At 59.5% G+C, this 18,387-nt stretch carries 16 protein-coding genes; 12 read left to right on the forward strand and 4 right to left on the reverse strand.

Annotated features, from left to right (window positions below; genetic code table 11):
* The 6 genes from ACUVTA_RS01175 to ACUVTA_RS01200 all read left to right on the forward strand — a co-directional run.
* The coding region (locus tag ACUVTA_RS01175) for a nickel-dependent hydrogenase large subunit (protein ID WP_445951155.1) at positions 1-468 on the forward strand (468 nt) is incomplete at its 5' end.
* Positions 447-1,295, forward strand: a complete 849-nt coding sequence (locus tag ACUVTA_RS01180; protein ID WP_445951156.1) for a Ni/Fe hydrogenase subunit alpha — start codon at positions 447-449, stop codon at positions 1,293-1,295. The genes ACUVTA_RS01175 and ACUVTA_RS01180, both read left to right, overlap by 22 nt.
* A gap of 23 nt (positions 1,296-1,318) precedes the next feature.
* The gene (locus ACUVTA_RS01185) at positions 1,319-1,651 is read left to right on the forward strand and encodes a hypothetical protein (RefSeq protein ID WP_445951157.1); all 333 of its coding nucleotides are present in this window, start codon (positions 1,319-1,321) and stop codon (positions 1,649-1,651) included.
* 126 nt (positions 1,652-1,777) lie between these two features.
* Positions 1,778-3,277, forward strand: a complete 1,500-nt coding sequence (gene thrC / locus ACUVTA_RS01190) for a threonine synthase (RefSeq protein WP_445951158.1) — start codon at positions 1,778-1,780, stop codon at positions 3,275-3,277.
* Positions 3,278-3,320: 43 nt separating this feature from the next.
* Positions 3,321-4,694 (forward strand): NAD(P)/FAD-dependent oxidoreductase, encoded by a 1,374-nt coding sequence (locus tag ACUVTA_RS01195; protein ID WP_445951159.1) that lies wholly within the window; start codon positions 3,321-3,323, stop codon positions 4,692-4,694.
* Positions 4,695-4,952: 258 nt separating this feature from the next.
* Positions 4,953-6,524 (forward strand): methyl-accepting chemotaxis protein, encoded by a 1,572-nt coding sequence (locus tag ACUVTA_RS01200; RefSeq protein ID WP_445951160.1) that lies wholly within the window; start codon positions 4,953-4,955, stop codon positions 6,522-6,524.
* Between the two features lie 83 nt (positions 6,525-6,607).
* On the opposite strand, the gene groL is transcribed toward ACUVTA_RS01200, so the two are convergent.
* Together groL and groES are read right to left on the reverse strand one after the other, a co-directional pair.
* Positions 6,608-8,227 carry a chaperonin GroEL gene (gene groL, locus ACUVTA_RS01205; RefSeq protein WP_445951161.1) on the reverse strand — a complete coding sequence of 540 codons (1,620 nt, stop codon included), beginning with the start codon at positions 8,225-8,227 and terminating at the stop codon, positions 6,608-6,610.
* Between the two features lie 72 nt (positions 8,228-8,299).
* Positions 8,300-8,584 (reverse strand): co-chaperone GroES, encoded by a 285-nt coding sequence (groES, locus tag ACUVTA_RS01210; RefSeq protein WP_123927870.1) that lies wholly within the window; start codon positions 8,582-8,584, stop codon positions 8,300-8,302.
* Between the two features lie 421 nt (positions 8,585-9,005).
* On the opposite strand from groES, the gene ACUVTA_RS01215 reads away from it, so the two are divergent.
* Genes ACUVTA_RS01215 through fdhF form a run of 4 tightly spaced genes read left to right on the forward strand, consistent with a single transcriptional unit; the run spans position 9,006 to position 14,758 of the window.
* Complete coding sequence (locus ACUVTA_RS01215; protein WP_445951162.1) at positions 9,006-9,587, forward strand: 5-formyltetrahydrofolate cyclo-ligase; 582 nt, start codon at positions 9,006-9,008, stop codon at positions 9,585-9,587.
* Positions 9,584-10,063 carry an NADH-quinone oxidoreductase subunit NuoE gene (gene nuoE / locus ACUVTA_RS01220; RefSeq protein ID WP_445951163.1) on the forward strand — a complete coding sequence of 160 codons (480 nt, stop codon included), beginning with the start codon at positions 9,584-9,586 and terminating at the stop codon, positions 10,061-10,063. The genes ACUVTA_RS01215 and nuoE overlap by 4 nt, the downstream gene beginning before the upstream one ends.
* Before the next feature lie 39 nt (positions 10,064-10,102).
* Positions 10,103-12,055: an NADH-ubiquinone oxidoreductase-F iron-sulfur binding region domain-containing protein gene (locus ACUVTA_RS01225; protein ID WP_445951164.1), complete on the forward strand. Its 1,953-nt coding sequence runs from the start codon at positions 10,103-10,105 to the stop codon at positions 12,053-12,055.
* A gap of 15 nt (positions 12,056-12,070) precedes the next feature.
* Entirely contained in the window at positions 12,071-14,758 is a 2,688-nt protein-coding gene (gene fdhF, locus ACUVTA_RS01230) for a formate dehydrogenase subunit alpha (protein WP_445951165.1), read from the forward strand.
* A gap of 10 nt (positions 14,759-14,768) precedes the next feature.
* On the opposite strand, the gene ACUVTA_RS01235 is transcribed toward fdhF, so the two are convergent.
* Positions 14,769-15,401, reverse strand: a complete 633-nt coding sequence (locus tag ACUVTA_RS01235; RefSeq protein ID WP_445951166.1) for a formate dehydrogenase accessory sulfurtransferase FdhD — start codon at positions 15,399-15,401, stop codon at positions 14,769-14,771.
* A gap of 181 nt (positions 15,402-15,582) precedes the next feature.
* Between ACUVTA_RS01235 and ACUVTA_RS01240 the strand changes: the two genes are divergently transcribed.
* Together ACUVTA_RS01240 and ACUVTA_RS01245 are read left to right on the forward strand one after the other, a co-directional pair.
* Positions 15,583-15,780, forward strand: coding sequence for a hypothetical protein (locus ACUVTA_RS01240; protein ID WP_445951167.1), 198 nt, complete (start codon positions 15,583-15,585; stop codon positions 15,778-15,780).
* 26 nt (positions 15,781-15,806) lie between these two features.
* Positions 15,807-16,919, forward strand: a complete 1,113-nt coding sequence (locus ACUVTA_RS01245) for a TolB family protein (protein WP_445951168.1) — start codon at positions 15,807-15,809, stop codon at positions 16,917-16,919.
* A 43-nt stretch (positions 16,920-16,962) separates the two neighbouring features.
* Here ACUVTA_RS01245 and pabB read toward each other — a convergent pair whose 3' ends face one another.
* Positions 16,963-18,324, reverse strand: coding sequence for an aminodeoxychorismate synthase component I (gene pabB / locus ACUVTA_RS01250; RefSeq protein ID WP_445951180.1), 1,362 nt, complete (start codon positions 18,322-18,324; stop codon positions 16,963-16,965).
* Positions 18,325-18,387: the final 63 nt, after the last annotated feature.

The raw sequence follows: 18,387 nt of genomic DNA on the forward strand, positions 1-18,387 counted from the left end.
AAAATTTGCGGCGTCTGCCCCGGTGCCCACCACATGGCTTCGACCAAGGCGTGCGATGCAGTTTACGGGATCAGCCCGCCGCCCGCCGCGCGGAAGCTGCGGGAGATTTACTACAACGCGCACATGGTGCACAGCCACATCCTCCACTTTTTCGCGCTTGGGGCCCCCGACTTGCTCCTGATGGATGAAGGTGCGGCGAGGCGGAACATCTTCGGCCTGGTGGAAAAGTTGGGGAGAGAAGTTGGTGCGGCTGTGGTCGATGCCCGGGGTTACGCCCAGCGCATCCAGGAGATCATCGGGGGGCACCCGATTTATCCGGTTACTGGGCTCCCTGGCGGCCTCGCTAAGCGGTTGCTACCGGAGGAACGGGAGGAGCTTGTGGGATTGGCGCGTGCCCTCGTTGCTTTTAGCCAGAAGAGCCTGGAGATTTTCTCGAGCGTGCGGTTTTGCAAAACGGGCAACTGGTAGAGCTAATTGCGGGCGATCTCTACCGCCACGAAACCTATTACGCCGGTTTGGTTGGCGAAGAGAAGCAGGTTAACTTCTACGACGGCCGGATCAGGGTTGTCGACCCGGAGGGTAGGGAAGTTGCCCTTTTTGAGGCCAAGGATTACCTACAGGAAATTGCGGAGCACGTCGAGCCCTGGAGCTACGTCAAGTTCCCGTACTTGAAGAAAATCGGGTGGCGGGGCTTCACCGCCGGAATGGCCAGCGGGGTCTACCGGGTGAATGCCCTCGCGCGCCTCAACGTGGCGGAGGGAATGGCCACGCCGCTGGCGCAGGAAGCTTACGCCCGGTTTTTTGCCTTTTTCGGGTGTAAGCCGGTCTACAACACCCTCGCCTACCACTGGGCGCGGCTGGTGGAGTTGATGTATGCGAGCGAGCGGATTCTCGAGCTGGCGCAAGACCCGGAGGTAACCGATCCGCACGGGCGCGCTCTGCCCGACCGGCCACCGGCAGAGGGGGTGGGGGTGGTTGAGGCGCCGCGCGGCACCCTTTACCACCACTACGTGACCGACAAGAAGGGCGTCGTGCAGAAGGTCAATCTTATCGTCGCCACGGTCCAAAACAACGCTGCGATCAACCTCGCGGTGAAGAAGGCGGCGCAGGGACTCATCAAAAACGGCGCGGTGGACGAAAAGGTGCTGAATATGGTGGAAATGGCAGTGCGGGCTTACGATCCCTGCCTGGCGTGCGCGAGCCACATGCTGCCCGGCAGGGTGCCTCTGGAAATTTTAGTTTATCAGGGCGGGAAGCCGCGGGAGCGGCTTACTCCCGGGGTAAAAACAGCGTAGGCTTACGGTAAGGAGGGTGCTTGGTGGAGCGCTTCAAGAAGTATATCGGGCGGGAGATTAAGCTCCAGTGCGTGAAGGATAGCGAGAAGCTGGCCGCCTACGGGATTACGTGCCGGTACTTGCCCGACCCGCCGGAGGATTTCGACGAGTTCGAGTTCGCTTGCGAGTATAGCGGGAAGACAGTGCTCATCCCGGCAGCGGTCGAGATGGGGAAGATCAAGCGCCTTCTCTTCACGGTGCCCGACGAAGCGGACCCGGAAATCACGCGGCTGCTGACCGAGACGCAGCCACAGGAATTCCTCGCCGCAAAAGGGGAGAAAGTAAGCGCATTTCTGGACCACATTACCGCGGGCTAACCCGGGGCGGTTCTAAGGGCAAGGCGGGCGCGGTTCTGCGGCAATCGCTGCGCTTTTCTTTTTCACCCTCCCGAAGGCCCGCTTATGTTATACTTTTATCGTTAAAACCATTCCGGGAGGAGAAAAATGCACTACGAAAGCACGCGGGGCGAGACGCCGCGGGTTACAGTTGCGGCGGCGATAGTGCAGGGGATAGCTCCCGACGGCGGCCTCTACGTCCCGGAGGAATTTCCAGTTGTTGGGCAAGCTGAGATTACGGCCTTTCCCGGTCTTCCCTACCAGGAGCGGGCGGCGCGCATCATCACGCCTTTCCTTGAAGGCTTTACCCCTGCGGAAATAAGAGCGTGTATCGGGGCGGCCTACAATACCCGGAAATTTGACCATCCGGCAATTGTGCCGCTCAAGTCCCTGGGGGATGGTTCTTGCATCCTGGAACTCTGGCACGGGCCGACTTACGCCTTTAAGGATATGGCGCTGCAGCTGATGCCCCATTTGCTGGTCCTTTCCCGCCAGAAAACGGGAAATGCGGCCGAAAGCGTGATCCTGGTGGCCACCTCGGGCGATACCGGGAAGGCGGCGTTAGAGGGCTTCCGGGACGTTCCGGGAACGCGGATCATCGTTTTCTTTCCCGCGGAGGGCGTGAGCGAGATGCAGAAGCGCCAGATGGTGACGCAGGAGGGAAGGAACACCTACGTCGTCGGGGTGGCGGGCAACTTCGACGACGCGCAGAGCGGCGTCAAGGAGATCTTTACGGACCCGGAGATGAGGGAGCGGTTAAAACGGGCCGGTTTTGAGTTTTCTTCCGCCAACTCGATCAACTGGGGGCGGCTTTTGCCGCAGATTGTTTACTACTTCTCCGCGTACGCCGACCTCCTTGCCATTGGGGGCATCAAGCCCGGCGAGGCGGTCAATTTCGTGGTACCGACGGGCAACTTCGGGAACATCCTCGCCGGCTTTTACGCGCGGCTGATGGGGCTGCCGGTGAAACGCCTCATCCTGGCGGCGAACGCCAACAACGTGCTCACAGATTTCGTCCGCACGGGTGTTTACGACCGGCGGCGCCCCTTTTTCAAAACGATTTCGCCTTCGATGGACATCCTTATCTCGAGCAACTTGGAACGGCTTCTTTACGCGCTCACCGGCCGGGATGCTGTGGCGGTGCGGACCTGGATGGGCGAGCTTAAAGAGCGCGGCGTCTACCGGGTTCCGGAGGCGGTGGCGGAACAGGTGCGGGCAATCTTCTGGTCCGACTGGGCGGATGATGCGACCGCGTTGGCAACGATCAAGGAGACCTTCCGGCGCTACGGTTACCTCCTCGACCCGCATACCGCCGTGGCCCGGGCGGTTTACGCCCGCTACCGGGCCGCCACGGCAGACGGGACGCCGAGTATCATTCTTTCGACCGCGAGCCCCTTTAAATTCAACCGGGATGTGGCGCGCGCCGTGCTGGTGGAGGAGGTGGCCGCGCGCCACGACGAATTTGCGCTCCTCGAAATTCTCGCCCGGGAAACGGGGTGGCCGGTACCTGAGGGGCTCCGAACTCTGGCGGAAAAGCCGGTCCGCCACCGGCGGGTGGTCCGGCGGGAGGAAATGAAAGAAGTGGTGGCGGAAATCCTGAGAATTTGAGCGAAAAAGTTAACACCAGAATAACCAGGGAAAGGGTGGAAGAATGCACGAGGATTTTCCGGTTCCTGAGGCAGCGGATATCGTGGTTATCGGTGGCAGCGTGGCGGGTTTAACTGCGGCTACGGTCGCGCGGCGCTACCACCCGGAGAAGAGCATCGTAATCATCCGGCGGGACTCGCCCGTCCCCATTCCCTGCGGCATCCCCTACATTTTCGGTACCATCGGGTCGGTCGAGCGGGATCTGGTCCCTGACATCCTGCTCGATTTCGAGGGTATCGATCTGGTGGAAGAAGAGGTGGCGCGGCTCGACCGGGAAAAGCGGCAGGTTGTGCTTACCGATGGCACAACGATCAGCTACGGCAAGCTTATTTTGGCTACCGGTTCGACCCCGCTTGTCCCGCCCATCCCCGGTGCGGATAAGCAGAACGTTTTCGTCATCCGGAAGAATGTAGAGCAGCTGGCCGAGTTCTTCGCGGCGCTCAAAGCGGCGAATGATGTGGTCATCATCGGCGGGGGCTTCATCGGTGTCGAGTTTGCCGAGGAGATCCGCAAACACAGCGACAAAAACGTTACGGTGGTCGAAATGTTGCCCCACTGCCTCGGTCTCTCCTTCGACGCCTCCTTCTGCGTGGCGGCGGAGAAGCAGCTTGCTGCCGCCGGGGTTAAAGTTCTAACCGGAGAAAAAGTGGTGGTGATAACCGGGGGCGAGGCGGTAAGTGGCGTTCGCCTGGCGAGCGGCACGGAACTTAAAGCCGACCTGGTTCTTATTTCGGCCGGGGTGCGGCCTAATGTGGAACTGGCCGCGCAGGCGGGCCTCAAAGCGGACCCGGTAGCCGGCATCTGGGTGGACCGGCACATGCGGACCGAAGACCCGGATATTTTCGCCTGCGGTGACTGTGCGGCGAAGACCTCCTTCTTTACCGGTAAGCCGAGTCCGGTGCGCCTCGCTTCGGTGGCGACGATGGAGGCCCGGGTGGTGGCGGCCAACCTCTACAGAGACCGGCGTGAAAACCCTGGGGTTATCGGGGTCGTCTCGACGGTTGTCGGGCGGCTGGCCTTTGCGGCGGCCGGGCTTACGGAAGAGGCGGCGCGGCGCGAGGGCTTTGCGGTCGTGACAGGAGAGGCGGTTACTCCTAACCGCCACCCGAAGGTGATGCCTGGCATGACCGATACGCGGGTGAAACTCGTTTTTGATAAGGACTCCGGCGTACTCCTTGGCGGGCAGGCGGTAGGCGGGGAGAGTGTTGGGGAACTCATCAACGTGGTGGCGACCTGCATCCTCCACCGGATGACCTACGAGCAGGTGGCGCTCTTACAGGTGGGCACCCACCCGCTCCTCACGGCTGCCTCGACCAACTACTACCTATCGGTGGCAGCGGAAGCCGCGGCCCAGAAGGTTTACGGCGAACGTAATTAACCGAAAGAGATAATAATTAGGTATTTTAGAGGGGGAACTCGCGACGGAGTTCCCTAATTTTTTGCCGGGAAATTCCCAAAGCAAGAGGCTTCTTTCCTTTTTCCTCTTTAGAAAAAGTATTTCTGAACGAAAAAGAAAGTTAAGGAAATGTTTCCTGGGGTAGCCGGGGAAAGGAGTGGTCACCGGTGCTGGCCTTTGGGTAAGGAGGGCGTTTTTGTTTATTGCGACTAAGCCTTGTACTTTGAAGGAGGAGTGCCGGTGCGGGTATTGAACTTGCGGAAGGCGATAGCTTTTCTCGTGACCGCAGCGGTTGTCTTTGCTGCAGCGGCCTGTACCCTGGCGGTGGTCCTCGTCGCGCGAGCGACTCTAACCGCGCAGCTGCAGGGCTACCTGAAGCGTGACCTCATCGGGAGCTACGAAGGACTTTTCGAACACCGTTACCCTGGCGACTGGCGGGTAGTAGGGAGCAAACTCTACAAGGGTAAAATCTTGATGAACGGAAACTTTACAATCGTGGACGAAGCTAAAAAGGAGTTTGACGCTGAGGCGGCCATCTTTTTGGGCGATACGCAAGTTGCCACCACGGTTACAGATAGTACCGGAAAACGAAAGGTAGGGACCAAGGCCGCGCCTTACGTGGTCGAGGCGGTCTTAAAACAGGGGCAAAACTATTACGGGGTGGCTGATGTCGCCGGAAAGCCGCACCTAATGGGCTATATGCCGCTTAAAGATGTGCAGGGCAAAGTTATCGGAATGTGGTCCCTCGGCTTTCCCCTCGCGGAGGTTAAAACGGTGACCGGCAAGATGGTCCGGTCTGCTTTCTTAGTTAGTCTTGCAGTCGTAGGTATTTTACCTTTAGTTTTTGTGCCGGCTATCCAGCGGATACTGACACCCATCAGGATAGTGGCCGAGCGGCTGGAAAAGGTGGCCGACGGGGACCTCGCCGATGTGAACTTGGGGACGCAGCACTTCTGGGAGCTGCGGATGCTCGCTGACGCGACCGGGCGGATGGTCGGCCAATTGCGGGACCTGGCGACCCGGATCCAGGAGGCGGCAATGCAGGTCTCCGGTAAGAGCGATAACCTTGCCGCCTCGGCGGAGGAGCTGTCGGCAACGGTCCAGACGGTGGCGGCAACCGTCGAGGAGCTCTCGGCAGGTACGGAAGAAACGGCGGCGCACGCCCAGACGGCGGCGGCGATCGCCGACCGGATGGAGAAGGAGGCGAACGACGGCATCCAGGCACTGGGTAGTGCGGTCAGCGGCATCCGGAACGCCCAGGAAGCCGTTGACAAGGGCGCCGGCCTCGTGAGGGAGCTAGGCGAGCGCTCGGCGGCGATCGGCCGGATTACGGAGGTGATCAAGGGGATCGCGGAGCAGACTAACCTTTTGGCGCTCAACGCGGCGATCGAGGCGGCGCGTGCCGGCGAGCACGGGCGCGGCTTTGCGGTGGTGGCGGAAGAGGTGCGAAAACTTGCGGAGCAGTCGGCTCAGGCCGCTGAAGAGATAAGTAAGATTATTGCGGAAATCCAGCGGGGTACGAGTGAGGTGGTGGCGGCGATCGGCCGCGCCTCCTCCACCGTGCACGAAGGCGTCAGCGCCGTGGTCGAGACGGAGGAAAGGTTGAAGAGCATCCTCAAGGGCGTAGCAGATACGCTGGCCGGGATTCGGGATATTGCGCGGGCTACGGAGCAGGCAAGCCAGGGAACCCAAGATGTGGCGCAGTCGGTCCAGGAGGCGAGCCACGTGGCGGAGCAGGTGGGGCAGATGGCCTCGGAGCTTGCGCAGCAGGCGGCGGCGCTTCAAGGCGCGTTGAAGGTATTTAAGTTGTAAACGTTTTACGTTTGGCGGCGGCATTGTTCGTGGCAGTTTGAAGCGAAGGCCTCGCGATCGCGAGGCCTTCAACTCATTCTGGCTTACATCATCTCGGGCGACATCCCGCCACCCGTTTTGTTCTCCTTCTCTTTCTTTTCGGCCACCAGACATTCGGTGGTGAGGATCATCGAGGCGATGCTGGCGGCGTTCTGGAGTGCCGTCCGCGTTACCTTGACCGGGTCGATGATCCCGGCCTCGATCATGTTGGTGAAGCGCTCGTTGAGCGCGTCGAAACCGACGCCCGGCTCGCTCGCCTTAACCTTCTCGACCACAACGGAACCTTCATGCCCGGCGTTACAGGCGATCTGGCGGAGCGGCTCTTCGAGCGCGCGCCGGACGATATTCACCCCAACCTGCATATCCGGGTTGTCGAGCTTGAGGTCGTTAAGCGCCGGAATGCAGTTGATGAACGCCGTGCCACCGCCGGGGACGATGCCTTCCTCAACGGCCGCCCGGGTAGCGTTAAGGGCGTCCTCGATGCGGAGCTTCTTCTCCTTCATCTCGGTTTCGGTAGCCGCACCGACGTTGATTACCGCCACACCGCCGGCGAGCTTGGCCAGCCGCTCCTGCAGCTTCTCCCGGTCGAAATCGGAGGTCGCCTCGTCAATCTGCTTCTTAATCTGGGCGATCCGCTTGGTAATATCGTCGGGATTGCCCTGGCCGCCGACGATGATTGTCTCTTCCTTCTTAACCCGCACCTGCCGGGCGCGGCCGAGCATGTCGAGGGTGGTCTTGTCGAGCTTGAGGCCGACCTCTTCGGAGACGACCTGGCCGCCGGTCAGGATAGCAATATCCTGCAACATCGCCTTACGCCGGTCGCCGAAGCCCGGGGCCTTAACCGCGCAGCAGGAGAGGGTACCGCGCAGCTTGTTCACCACCAGGGTGGCCAGCGCTTCGCCCTCCACATCCTCGGCAATGATGAGCAAGGGCTTGCCAGTCTGGAGCACCTTTTCGAGGATGGGGAGGATGTCGGTAACGGCAGAAATCTTCTTGTCGGTGATGAGGATGTACGGATCATTGAGTAGCGTTTCCATGCGCTCCGGATCGGTGATCATGTAAGGCGAGATATAACCCCGGTCGAAGTTCATACCCTCGACGACCTCAAGCGAGGTGCCGATACCCTTCGACTCCTCGACCGTGATGACGCCGTCCTTGCCGACCTTTTCCATCGCCTCGGCGATCAGTTCACCGATGGTCGGGTCGTTGGCGGAGATGGAAGCTACCTGGGTAATCGCCGCCTTGGATTCTACCGGCTTGGCGATCTTCTTAAGCTCCTCGACGACACGCTCCACGGCCTTTTCGATGCCGCGCTTGACCAAAATGGGGTTAGCGCCCGCAGTGACGTTTTTCATTCCTTCCCGCACGATGGCCTGCGCGAGCAGGGCGGCGGTGGTGGTCCCGTCACCGGCAACGTCGTTGGTCTTGGTGGCTACTTCCCTGGTGAGCTGAGCACCCATGTTTTCGAAAGGATCCACCAGCTCAATCTCCCGGGCGATCGTGACACCGTCGTTTACAATCTGTGGCGAACCGAATTTCTTTTCAAGAACGACGTTACGGCCGCGCGGCCCTAAGGTAACCTTTACCGCGTCGGCTACGGCGTTGACACCGCGCTCCACGGCGGCACGTGCATCTTCACGGTAAATAAGCACTTTCCCGGCCAAGTTTTTTACCTCCTTTGAGTTTTTTTGTGCGAGTTAGGGGAAACAAGCATATGAGAATCAAAGAATCGCTTCTTACTCGATTACACCGAGGATATCGGCTTCGCGCAGGATCAGGTACTCTTCGCCGTCAAGTTTGACTTCGTTGCCGGCGTACTTCGAGTAGAGCACCTTGTCCCCAACCTTTACGTCGACGGCTACCCGCTGCCCGTTGTCAAGAAGACGGCCCGGCCCCACCGCGACAACCTCACCTTTTTGCGGTTTCTCCTTGGCGGTGTCGGGCAGGACGATACCGCCCTTCGTCACTTCTTCCATCGGCAGCGGCTTAACCACTACCCGGTCTGCTAAAGGCCTGATCAACGATAACCCCTCCTTAAATTGAAATTTTTTATTTTGTTAGCACTCATTTTGATTGAGTGCTAATACCAAGCCAGGAAATATAATAACCAAAGCGGTTGCCAAACGTAAAGTGGCTGATCTGCAAAATATCATCTGTCTTGCGGGAAAACTTGCGTTTATCTTTCAGAGTCGCCCTATTTTCTTCTTCTTTTGAAAAATTTAGTGGCAAAATATAATCCCGTTTACATTTGTCTATCGCTATATTTTTGCCCGCTTTCAGGCAACTTTATACAATTCAGCCTAATCAAGGTGGATTAACTTTTGGTTTGACGGCAAAAATAAACCTTCTACGCCGCAAAATTAGCCGCTCGACGCCTTTGCTTTGACATCTCCGGCCGGCAGGGGTTATCTTATTCCCAGAGGATTTCAAAAGAGCTACGCAATGAAAAGGGGTTTGCGAACGGCTATTTTGGCGCGGCGCCTGGCGCTGGCGCCGGTGGAAGTTACCGGGAAAAGTGCCGCGATTCAGGTTAAGCTTTGGCAGCTGCCGGCCTTTCGCAGGGCGCGGTTACTTATGGCCTACGTGGCCTGCCGGAACGAAGTGGGAACAGAGCAACTGATAAGGGAGGCACTTCTTGCAGGGAAGCGGGTGGTGCTTCCCGTAACCGACGGGCGGCAAAAAATGATTTGCGCGCGGCTGATAAGCCGTTACCCCGAGGACCTGGTAGCCGGCCCTTTTGGTATTCCTGAGCCCGGAGCGTTCTGTCCGCCTGTAACGCGGGAAGAACTCGACCTGGTCCTGGTTCCCGGGGTGGCTTACGATGTAAAGGGTTACCGGTTAGGTTACGGCGGGGGTTATTACGACTGTTTTTTGCCGGGACTACGGCCCGACGCGGTGACGGTCGGTCTGGCCTACGATTTTCAGGTGGTACCCACCGTTTACCCCGAACCCCACGACTGGCCGGTGAAACTCATTGTTACCGAGAAAAGGATTATCGACTTAAGACAGGAGAGCGATCGATGAACGGTAAATGTGCTGCGCCGACACCCGAGGATCCTGAGCTCAAGGCGATTATCAACACTTACCGGAATAGGCCCGAGCAGCTCATTGCGGCCCTGTTGGCTGTCCAGCGCCACTACGGCTACCTCCCTGAAAAGGCGATGCGCGCCCTGGCGCGGGAGCTAAACGTGCCTTTCAGCAAGGTTTACGGCGTGGCTACCTTCTACTCCCAGTTCCGGCTGAAACCTTGCGGGCGCCACCTCGTCAGCGTCTGTCTCGGAATCGCCTGCCAGGTGCGGGGCGGCGAAGGCATCTACCGGCGCCTGAAGCGGGAGTTAGGGGTGAAACTTGGGGGTACCACGCCGGATGGCCGTTTCACCCTGGAGACGGTTTCCTGTGTCGGCGCCTGCAGTATGGCGCCGGTGGTGGTGATCGACGAGGATACGCACGGTAGACTCACCCCCGAAAAGGCCTTGGGTCTGCTGAAAAAATACGAGTGAGAGCCGGGCGGCTCCGGTTGGAAGGCGGGAGTTGGTCAAGTGGCATCTCTGATGGATAAATGCTGTAGCCAGTGCGAACACACGCCGGCAAATCCCTGCCGTGATTATGTCATTTGCCGGTCAGAAGGGCCTCTCTGCCACGATGATCCGCGCTGCAGGCGCAAGTTCCAGGAGTTTCTGGCCCGCATTATTTTACAGCCTGGTTCGGAGCAACGGAAAGTGCTCGTTTGCGGCGGGCTTACCTGCGGTTCGGCGGGAGCCTTTAACTTAATTAATGCTTTCCGAGAAGCGGTTGCGCGGTACGGCCTGGAAGATAGGGTGCAGGTGACCCTGGCCGGGTGTATGGGCTTCTGCGAGCAGGGTCCGGTGGTTATCGTTGAGCCGGATAAAACCTTTTACCGGCGGGTGAAGGTGGAGGATATCGCGGCCATCATCGAAGAACACCTGCTCAACGGGCGGCTGGTGGAGGGGCTGCTTTACCAGAACCCGGAAACGGGGCAGCCCTGCCGGACCTACGACGAAATCCCCTTTTACCAGCGTCAGATGAAGGTGGTGCTGGAGCACTGCGGCTTCATCAACCCGGAAGATATTGCGGAATATATCGCCGTTGGCGGCTACCGGGCGCTCACTTTAGCACTTACCCAGATGACGCCGGAGCAGGTTCTGGCCGAAGTGAAAAAATCGGGCCTCCGGGGGCGGGGCGGCGCCGGGTTCCCCACGGGTAAAAAATGGGAGTCAGCGCGCCGCGTGCCGAGCAGCAAGCGCTACGTCATCTGCAACGCTGCCGAAGGCGACCCGGGCGCCTTTATGGACCGGGCGGTGTTAGAGGGGAACCCGCATTCGGTCCTCGAAGGCATGTTGCTCTGCGCTTATGCCGTTGGTGCGGACGAGGGCTACGTTTACGTGGGTGCAGAATACCCGCTGGCGGTCCGGCGATTGCGGATCGCTATCGAACAGGCGGAACGTTATGGCCTATTGGGCGAAAATATCCTCAATTCCGGGCTTAACTTTCGCCTGCACATTAATGAGGGTGCGGGGGCCTTTATTTGTGGCGAGTCGACGGCGCTGATAGCTTCGATTGAGGGCAACCGGGGTATTCCGCGCATCAAGGTGCCGCACTCAACGGAGAAGGGGCTTTTCGGCAAGCCAACCGTTCTTAATAACGTAGAAACATTTGCCAACGTACCGAAGATAATCCTTAAGGGCGGGGCCTGGTTTGCCTCTATCGGCACCGAGCGCAGCAAGGGAACGAAGATCTTTGCTCTCAGCGGCAAGGTGCGGAATACGGGGCTGGCTGAGGTGCCGATGGGGATTACCCTACGGGAGCTTATCTTCGGTATTGGGGGCGGTATCAAGGGCGGTAAAAGGTTTAAGGCTGTCCAGGTCGGTGGCCCTTCCGGCGGTAGCCTTCCGGAGGATATGCTTGACCTGCCGATCGATTACGAATCACTCACCGGTGCAGGGGCGATGATGGGCTCGGGTAGCATAGTAGTGATGGATGAGGACAACTGCATGGTCAACATGGCCAAATCCTTCCTCAATTTCACCGAGCGGGAGTCGTGCGGTAAATGTACTCCCTGCCGGGAAGGCACGACGCGGATGTTAGAAATACTCGAGAAGATTACGCTGGGTGAAGGGAACTTGAGTGACATCCCGCTTTTAGAGTATCTAGGGGGCGTCGTTAAGGCCACCTCGTTCTGCGGTCTCGGCACTTCGGCGCCAAACCCGGTGCTCACTACCCTGAGCTACTTCCGGAGCGAATACTTAAAACATATTCGGGATAAGCATTGCCCGGCGGGCGAGTGTGTTGCCCTGCGGCGGTTTTCTATTATTGCGGAGAAGTGTAACGGATGCGGTGCGTGCCGGTACGCCTGCCCGGCACACGCGATCAGCGGTGAGAAGAAAAAGCCCCACGTTATCGACGAGGATCGCTGCATTAAGTGCGGGCGTTGCTACGAGGTTTGCAAGTTTAACGCCGTTAGGCGGCGCTAAAGGGGGACCAGGCGGTTGGCCAGAGAAGTTACCCTGGTGATCAACGGACGCGAAATTACGGTGCCGGAAGGTACCACTATCCTGGAGGCGGCGTGGCAAGCCGGCATCTACATTCCGACCCTCTGCTACGACCCTGAGCTTTCGCCCTGGGGCGGTTGCCGCTTGTGTATCGTTGAGGTGCGGGGTTGGAATAACCTGCCTGCTTCCTGCATCACACCCGTGCGCCAGGGGATGGTGGTGGAGACGGAGAGCCCGGCAGTGCGCCACGCCCGCAAAACGCTCATTGAACTCCTCTTGGCAAATCACCCCCAAGACTGCCTCACCTGCGAGCGGACCGGGGCCTGCATCCTGCAGGATCTTGCCTACCGTTACGGGGTGAGGGAAACGAGCTTTCATGGCAAGCGGCGAGAGTACGGAATTGAGAACAATAATCCCTTCATCGTCCGGGACATGAATAAGTGCATTCTCTGCGGTCTCTGCGTACGGGTTTGTGGCGAGCTCGTTGGCCGGTCGGTGATCGACTTTACGAAGCGGGGTTTCTTTACCAAGATCACCCCGCCTATGGATCTCCCGCTTGAGGAGTCTAACTGCATTTTTTGCGGCAACTGCATTTCCGTCTGTCCCGTTGGGGCGCTGACCCCAAAGCCAATGTGGGGACAAGGACGGCGCTGGGAAGTTAAAAAGGTGCGCACCGTCTGTTCTTATTGCGGTGTTGGCTGCTCCTTCGACCTGAACGTAAAAGACGACCGGGTTATCGGGGTCACTTCTACTCCCGAAGCGCCCGTCAACGGACGTTGGCTCTGCATCAAGGGGCGCTTCGGCTTCGGCTTCATCCACCACCGGGAACGGTTGCAGATGCCGCTAGTACGCGACCCCTACCTTTTCAGCAAGGTTACCTGGGACCGGGCAGTTAAGCTGGTAGCCACAAGGCTCAAAGAAATAAAAGAAAAATACGGTCCTGACGCGATCGGGATCCTCGCTTCCGCGCGGTGCACCAACGAGGAAAACTACCTCTTGGGCAAGTTCGCGCGGGCGGTGATTGGTACGAATAACATCGACCACTGCGCCCGCCTCTGCCACTCCCCCACGATCGCCGGTCTGGCGGCAGCGTTTGGCAGCGGTGCGGCAACGAATACCCTGGCGGAGATTCCGGGGGCGGAGTTTATCCTGGTAATCGGCAGTAATACTACGGAGACGCACCCGGTAATCGCCATCCAGATCCAAAAGGCTCTACGACGTGGGGCGGTGCTGGCCGTGGTGGACCCGCGGCGGACCGAGATAGCGGCGCGTGCCCACTATCACCTCCAGATTAGGCCGGGAACAGACGTTGCGCTCCTGAATGGCTTCGCCAACGCGATCCTAAGCGAAGGGCTATGGGACGAGGCGTTCGTTGCTGCGCGAACGGAAAATTTCGAACCCTTCAGGGAAAGGGTGAGCCAGTACCCGCCGAAGTTTGTAGCGGGCATCTGCGGCGTGCCGGCGGAGCTCATCTATAAGGTGGCGCGGGGGTACGCGCAGGCGAAGAAGGCGATAATCCTTTATACGATGGGGGTTACCCAGCATACCTGCGGCACCAATAACGTGTTGGCCATCGCCAACCTGGCCATGCTTTGCGGGCACATCGGGAAAGAAGCGTGCGGCGTCTACCCGCTCCGGGGGCAGAATAACGTGCAGGGCGCCTGCGATATGGGGGCGCTGCCGGATGTGCTGCCCGGCTACCAGCCGGTAACCGACCGACGGGTCCGGGCGAAGTTTGAGGCGGCCTGGAACGCCAAACTGCCCGAGACGCCAGGGCTTACCGCTTCGGAAATGTTCGAGGCGGCGGCCGAGGGGCGGCTCAAGGCGATGTACATCATGGGGGAAAATCCTTTGGTGACGGAAGCCAATAGTAGCCTGGTCAAGGAGGCGCTCCAGAAGCTCGAGTTTTTAGTGGTTCAGGACCTCTTTCTTACTGAAACGGCACAGTACGCACACGTGGTTCTACCGGCGGTAAGCTTTGCCGAGAAGGAAGGGACTTTCACCAACACGGAGAGACGCATCCAGCGTGTCCGCCGGGCGATTCCTCCCGTAGGCGACGCGAAGCCGGACGGGGAGATTATCTGCAGCATAGCACGGGCAATGGGCTACCCGATGTGGTACATCTCTCCTGCGGACATCATGGCGGAGATAGCGAGTCTCACGCCGATCTACGGGGGCGTCTCTTACGCTTACCTTGAGCCCGAGGGTCTTTTTTGGCCGTGTCCGGTACCCGGCCATCCGGGCACGCGGATCTTGCACCAGAACCGGTTTGTCCGGGGTAAGGGGCGCTTTCACCCGGTGAGTTTCGCCCGCCCGGACGAGGAACCGGACGGGGAGCACCCGTTCCTGCTGATTACCGGGCGCTACCTTACCCACTACCATTCGGGTTCCATGACCCGCCGCACGCCGCTCGGCTTTTACCAGGAAACCTGCCTCGAGGTGAACCCGGAAGATGCGGCGCGGTTAGGGATCGGTTGTGGGGAGCGGGTAACGGTTATCTCGCGCTGGGGTTCGGTTAAGATGCGGACTGCTGTGAACGAGGGACTGCCTCCGGGTATTGTTTTCGCTACGTTCCACTCGGCCGAAAGTCCGGTAAACGTGCTGGTGGGACCGGCGCGTGACCCGGTGGCTAAGATCCCGGCTTACAAAGGCGTGGCGGTCCGGATCGAGAAGGCGGTGAGGTAGAGTCCAACGTTCAACCGGACTGCAACTCGAGGCGCTGCGCGTGGGTGTAAACGTTAAAGCGGTCACCCCGCGCAAAACCGATCAGGGTGATACCTGCGGCGACGGCGATCGCGATCCCCTGCGTGGTTGGCGCTGCCGGTGAAATGACCACCGGCACTTTTATTTTAGCGAGGCGGCTGACGATTTCGCCGGTGAGCCGGCCGCTGAAGGTGATGGTGAGGTCAGGAGCCGATAGTTTCTCCCGCAGGATATAGCCCGCCAGCTTGTCCAGGACGTTGAAGCGCCCGGTATCCTCAGTGCCGAAGAGAATCTCCTCCTGCGCCGCGATCAGGCCGCAGTGCACGGCGCCGGTCTGCCGGAAAAGCGGGTTTGCCGCGAGGGCGGCAGCTAGCTTCAGGACAGCGGCCGGGGAAATTTTAGGCTGCGTCTGGTTGAGGGAAGCAGGCTGGCAAAGACTGCCTTTTAAGACCCGGCGGGTCACCCAGGCCGCGTTTTTTTCGGCGTCGATTTCAATTTTGGCGACTTCCTCGCGGCTCTGAATCAGGCCTTCAAGAAACAGGTGCCCAAGGAGGAGGAGTTCCGGCTTGCGCGGGAGAAAGTGAATTTTCGTGCGGAAGGCGCCGTCAAGGTAAAGATCAATCACTTTTTCTACGGCGACCTGGTCCGGACTCTCTTGCCACGTACCGCTGACGTAACGGTAAATCTGATAGGTAGAGGTGACCGACTTTAAAACCCCCGGAGGTATTTATGAAGGTATTATAAGGTATTATATAAATAGATGGCGTGGGGAAAAAAGTGGTGCGCGGCAAGGGGGTAGCGCGATAGTGAAGGAAAAGGAGCCGCTTTTACCATCACCCGAAGTGTTAGAGGCCGTGCGCCGGGCTGCTGCCGAAAAGAGGATCACGTGCGCCCGCGCCCACGAACTGGCGGCGGAACTCAGGGTTCCGGTCCGGATGATCGGTGCGGCCTGTGATGCCCTTGGGATCAAGATCAGGGAGTGCCAGTTGGGCTGTTTCAATTAAAGGCGCTCGGAAGGCGCAGTGGCCGGATGCGTTTCGGAAAACTCGCCAAAATCACTCTCTGTTTCGGGCTCTGCCTGCTTGCCGTTTGCGGGTGTTTTGAGGGGTATCCGCCTGGAACGCCGGCGGGAAGGGGAGTAAAAAGGGCGCTTAAAAGCCGGGGCGGGCGGGAGGTTGTTGTTTTCACTCTCGTGCGCGGCCCCGTCAGGGGCTTCTACCCTGAGGGCCAGAGTAGTTCGGGAGAAGTGGCGGCAAGTGTGTGGCTGCTCGATCCCGAGACAGGAACGGCCTGGCGCCTCTCGGATAAGGAGACATCCCGGGCAATGCACCCGGCGCTTTCCCCCGACGGGCGTTTCGTGCTTTACGTGCGCCGCAGCGAACACCCTGGAAAGAGAAACAGTTTGGCGTGGGTAGCCCTCGACGGCAAAGGGCGCCTCGGAATCCCTCCCGGGGATAAATTCAATCCTTGGTGGCCGGCTTTTTCCCCCTACGGTAACCAGATTGCTTACAGTGCTCTACCGGACCAGATCGTGCTTCAGGACACCAAGGGCGGCTCTGGGAAACCGCTTGGCGTGCATTTTACCAAAAACCGGGGGGAAAAGTACAGCCGGCTTGATTCCCTCCGCTGGTCGCCAAAAGGCTCCTACTTGGCTTGGGAAGCGGTGCCGCAGGGCACCGGCAGCTTTCTTTCCCCCATCTTTACGGTGCGAGAGGACGGCACCAGGCTGAAGCAGGTCGCGCGCGGGCACTCCCCTGCCTGGGATCCGCAGGGGGAGCGCCTTTACTTTCTGGTCCCCGCGCAACAGACGGAGGAAGGAGCGTTTAATCCTTCCCTACCGGCCTACATTGTTTCGGTGCGGCCGGACGGAACCGCTATCCGGAACGAGGTGGTTTTTAAGGCCGCCGCGGGATTGGGGACTGCTTTTGGGGTGGGGGAGAAGGCTTTTTACTACGCCGCCACGGTGACGCTGGCCGACGGCACGGTAGCGGAGACTATCGTGGCCCTCGACCGCGTAAAAAAGACAAAGAACGCGGTTTTTAAAGCCCCACCCGGCTACTGGGTCGGTGATCTAGTTGTCGGTAAGACCAATTACCTGGAAGAGCTCAAAAAGCGGCGGGCGCGGGAAGCGCAGCGGTCCTGATCTTTTCGGTGTTGCCGGGCGGCGGAAAGTCCCGCGGCGGCCGCTACAGGGCGCGGTAAAGGCCATGGGCTTTGGCGAGTGTTTCTAAGTATTCTTTTTCTGGGTCGGAATCGCCGGTGACCGCGCCTCCGGTCTGGAAGTAAACGCGGCCGTCCTTGACGATAAAGGTCCGGATGACGATATTGAGATCCGCGTCGCCCTGGAAACCGAGCCAGCCGATCGAACCGCAATAGATGCTCCGGCGAACGGGCTCTAATTCTTCGATGATCTCCATCGCCCGGATTTTCGGGGCCCCGGTAATAGAGCCGCCGGGGAAGGTTGCTAAGATGAGGTCCGCCACGTCTTTCCCCGAGGCGAGTTCGCCGGTGACAGTGGAAACAAGGTGGAAGACGGTGGCATATTCCTCGAGGACGTAAAGCTCAGGCACTTTTACTGAGCCTACCCTGCAGACCCGGCCAAGGTCGTTCCGTTCCAGATCGATGATCATTGTTAGCTCCGCCCGGTCTTTCTCGCTTTCCCAGAGTTCTTGCCGGAGTCGTGCGTCTTCTTCCGGGGTAGCGCCTCGGGGGCGCGTTCCTTTGATCGGTCTTGTCTCCACCCGTCCTGCTTCTACTTTCAGGAAGCGCTCCGGTGATGCGCTGACTACTTCTACTTCCGAGAAGCGGAGGTAGGCGGCAAAGGGTGCCGGGTTGAGGCGCCGGAGACGGCGGTAGAGTTCCCAGGCCGTCCCCTGAAGCGGGGCGGCGAAACGCTGGGAAAGGTTGACCTCAAAAATGTCCCCGGCAGCAATGTATTCCCGGGCACGAGCGACCGCCGCAGCGTAACTCTTACGCGTAAAGTGTTCCGCGAGAGCGGGTAGGGGAGGGAGGGAACTGCGACGCTGGGGTTCTTCTGGTGGGGGCGGCTGTAAGGCGCCCCTTTGTAACAGATGCTCCCACCGATGCGCTTTTTCGGTGAGGGAAGCGGTTCCTCGGACCGGGAAGCCGCAGAGCGTTACGCTGCCGGTCAGGTGGTCGACCGCCACCACCAGGTCGTAGAAGCCTAAGTAAAGCTCTGGAAGACCGAGGTCATCATGAGCCTTCGCGGGGAGCCTTTCGATCTGGCGCCCCAAATCGTAGGCGAGGTAGCCAACGGCGCCACCATAGAAAGGCGGGAGCCCCGCCATTTTTGCGGGTGGTGCGGCGCGATGGGTCTGGAGGAGTTGCTGGAGCAGGGCGAAGGGGTTACCAGGGGAAATTTCCCGCTGCCCGTCCCGGAGGATTTCTACCTGCCGGCCTTTGCTCCGGAGGATAAGGAAGGGCTCAACGCCGAGGAAAGAGTAGCGGTTGAGGCGGCTAGGTTGGCCAAGGGCGCTCTCGAGGAGAAATGCGTAGTCTCTTTCCGGTCCGCCCAGTGCGGCAAGCAGAGCCGGGGGATCGGGGTTGACGGGGAGGAGACGGCAGAACGGGACGAACGCCATCTTTTCGAC

The organism is Thermodesulfitimonas sp., from assembly GCF_052743955.1.

Bases quoted from the DNA above. Each gene is read 5' to 3' on its own strand.
- ACUVTA_RS01195 (WP_445951159.1), top strand. From the start codon at position 3,321: ATGCACGAGGATTTTCCGGTTCCTGAGGCAGCGGATATCGTGGTTATC.
- ACUVTA_RS01245 (WP_445951168.1), top strand. From the start codon at position 15,807: ATGCGTTTCGGAAAACTCGCCAAAATCACTCTCTGTTTCGGGCTCTGC.
- ACUVTA_RS01215 (WP_445951162.1), top strand. From the start codon at position 9,006: ATGAAAAGGGGTTTGCGAACGGCTATTTTGGCGCGGCGCCTGGCGCTG.
- nuoE (WP_445951163.1), top strand. From the start codon at position 9,584: ATGAACGGTAAATGTGCTGCGCCGACACCCGAGGATCCTGAGCTCAAG.
- thrC (WP_445951158.1), top strand. From the start codon at position 1,778: ATGCACTACGAAAGCACGCGGGGCGAGACGCCGCGGGTTACAGTTGCG.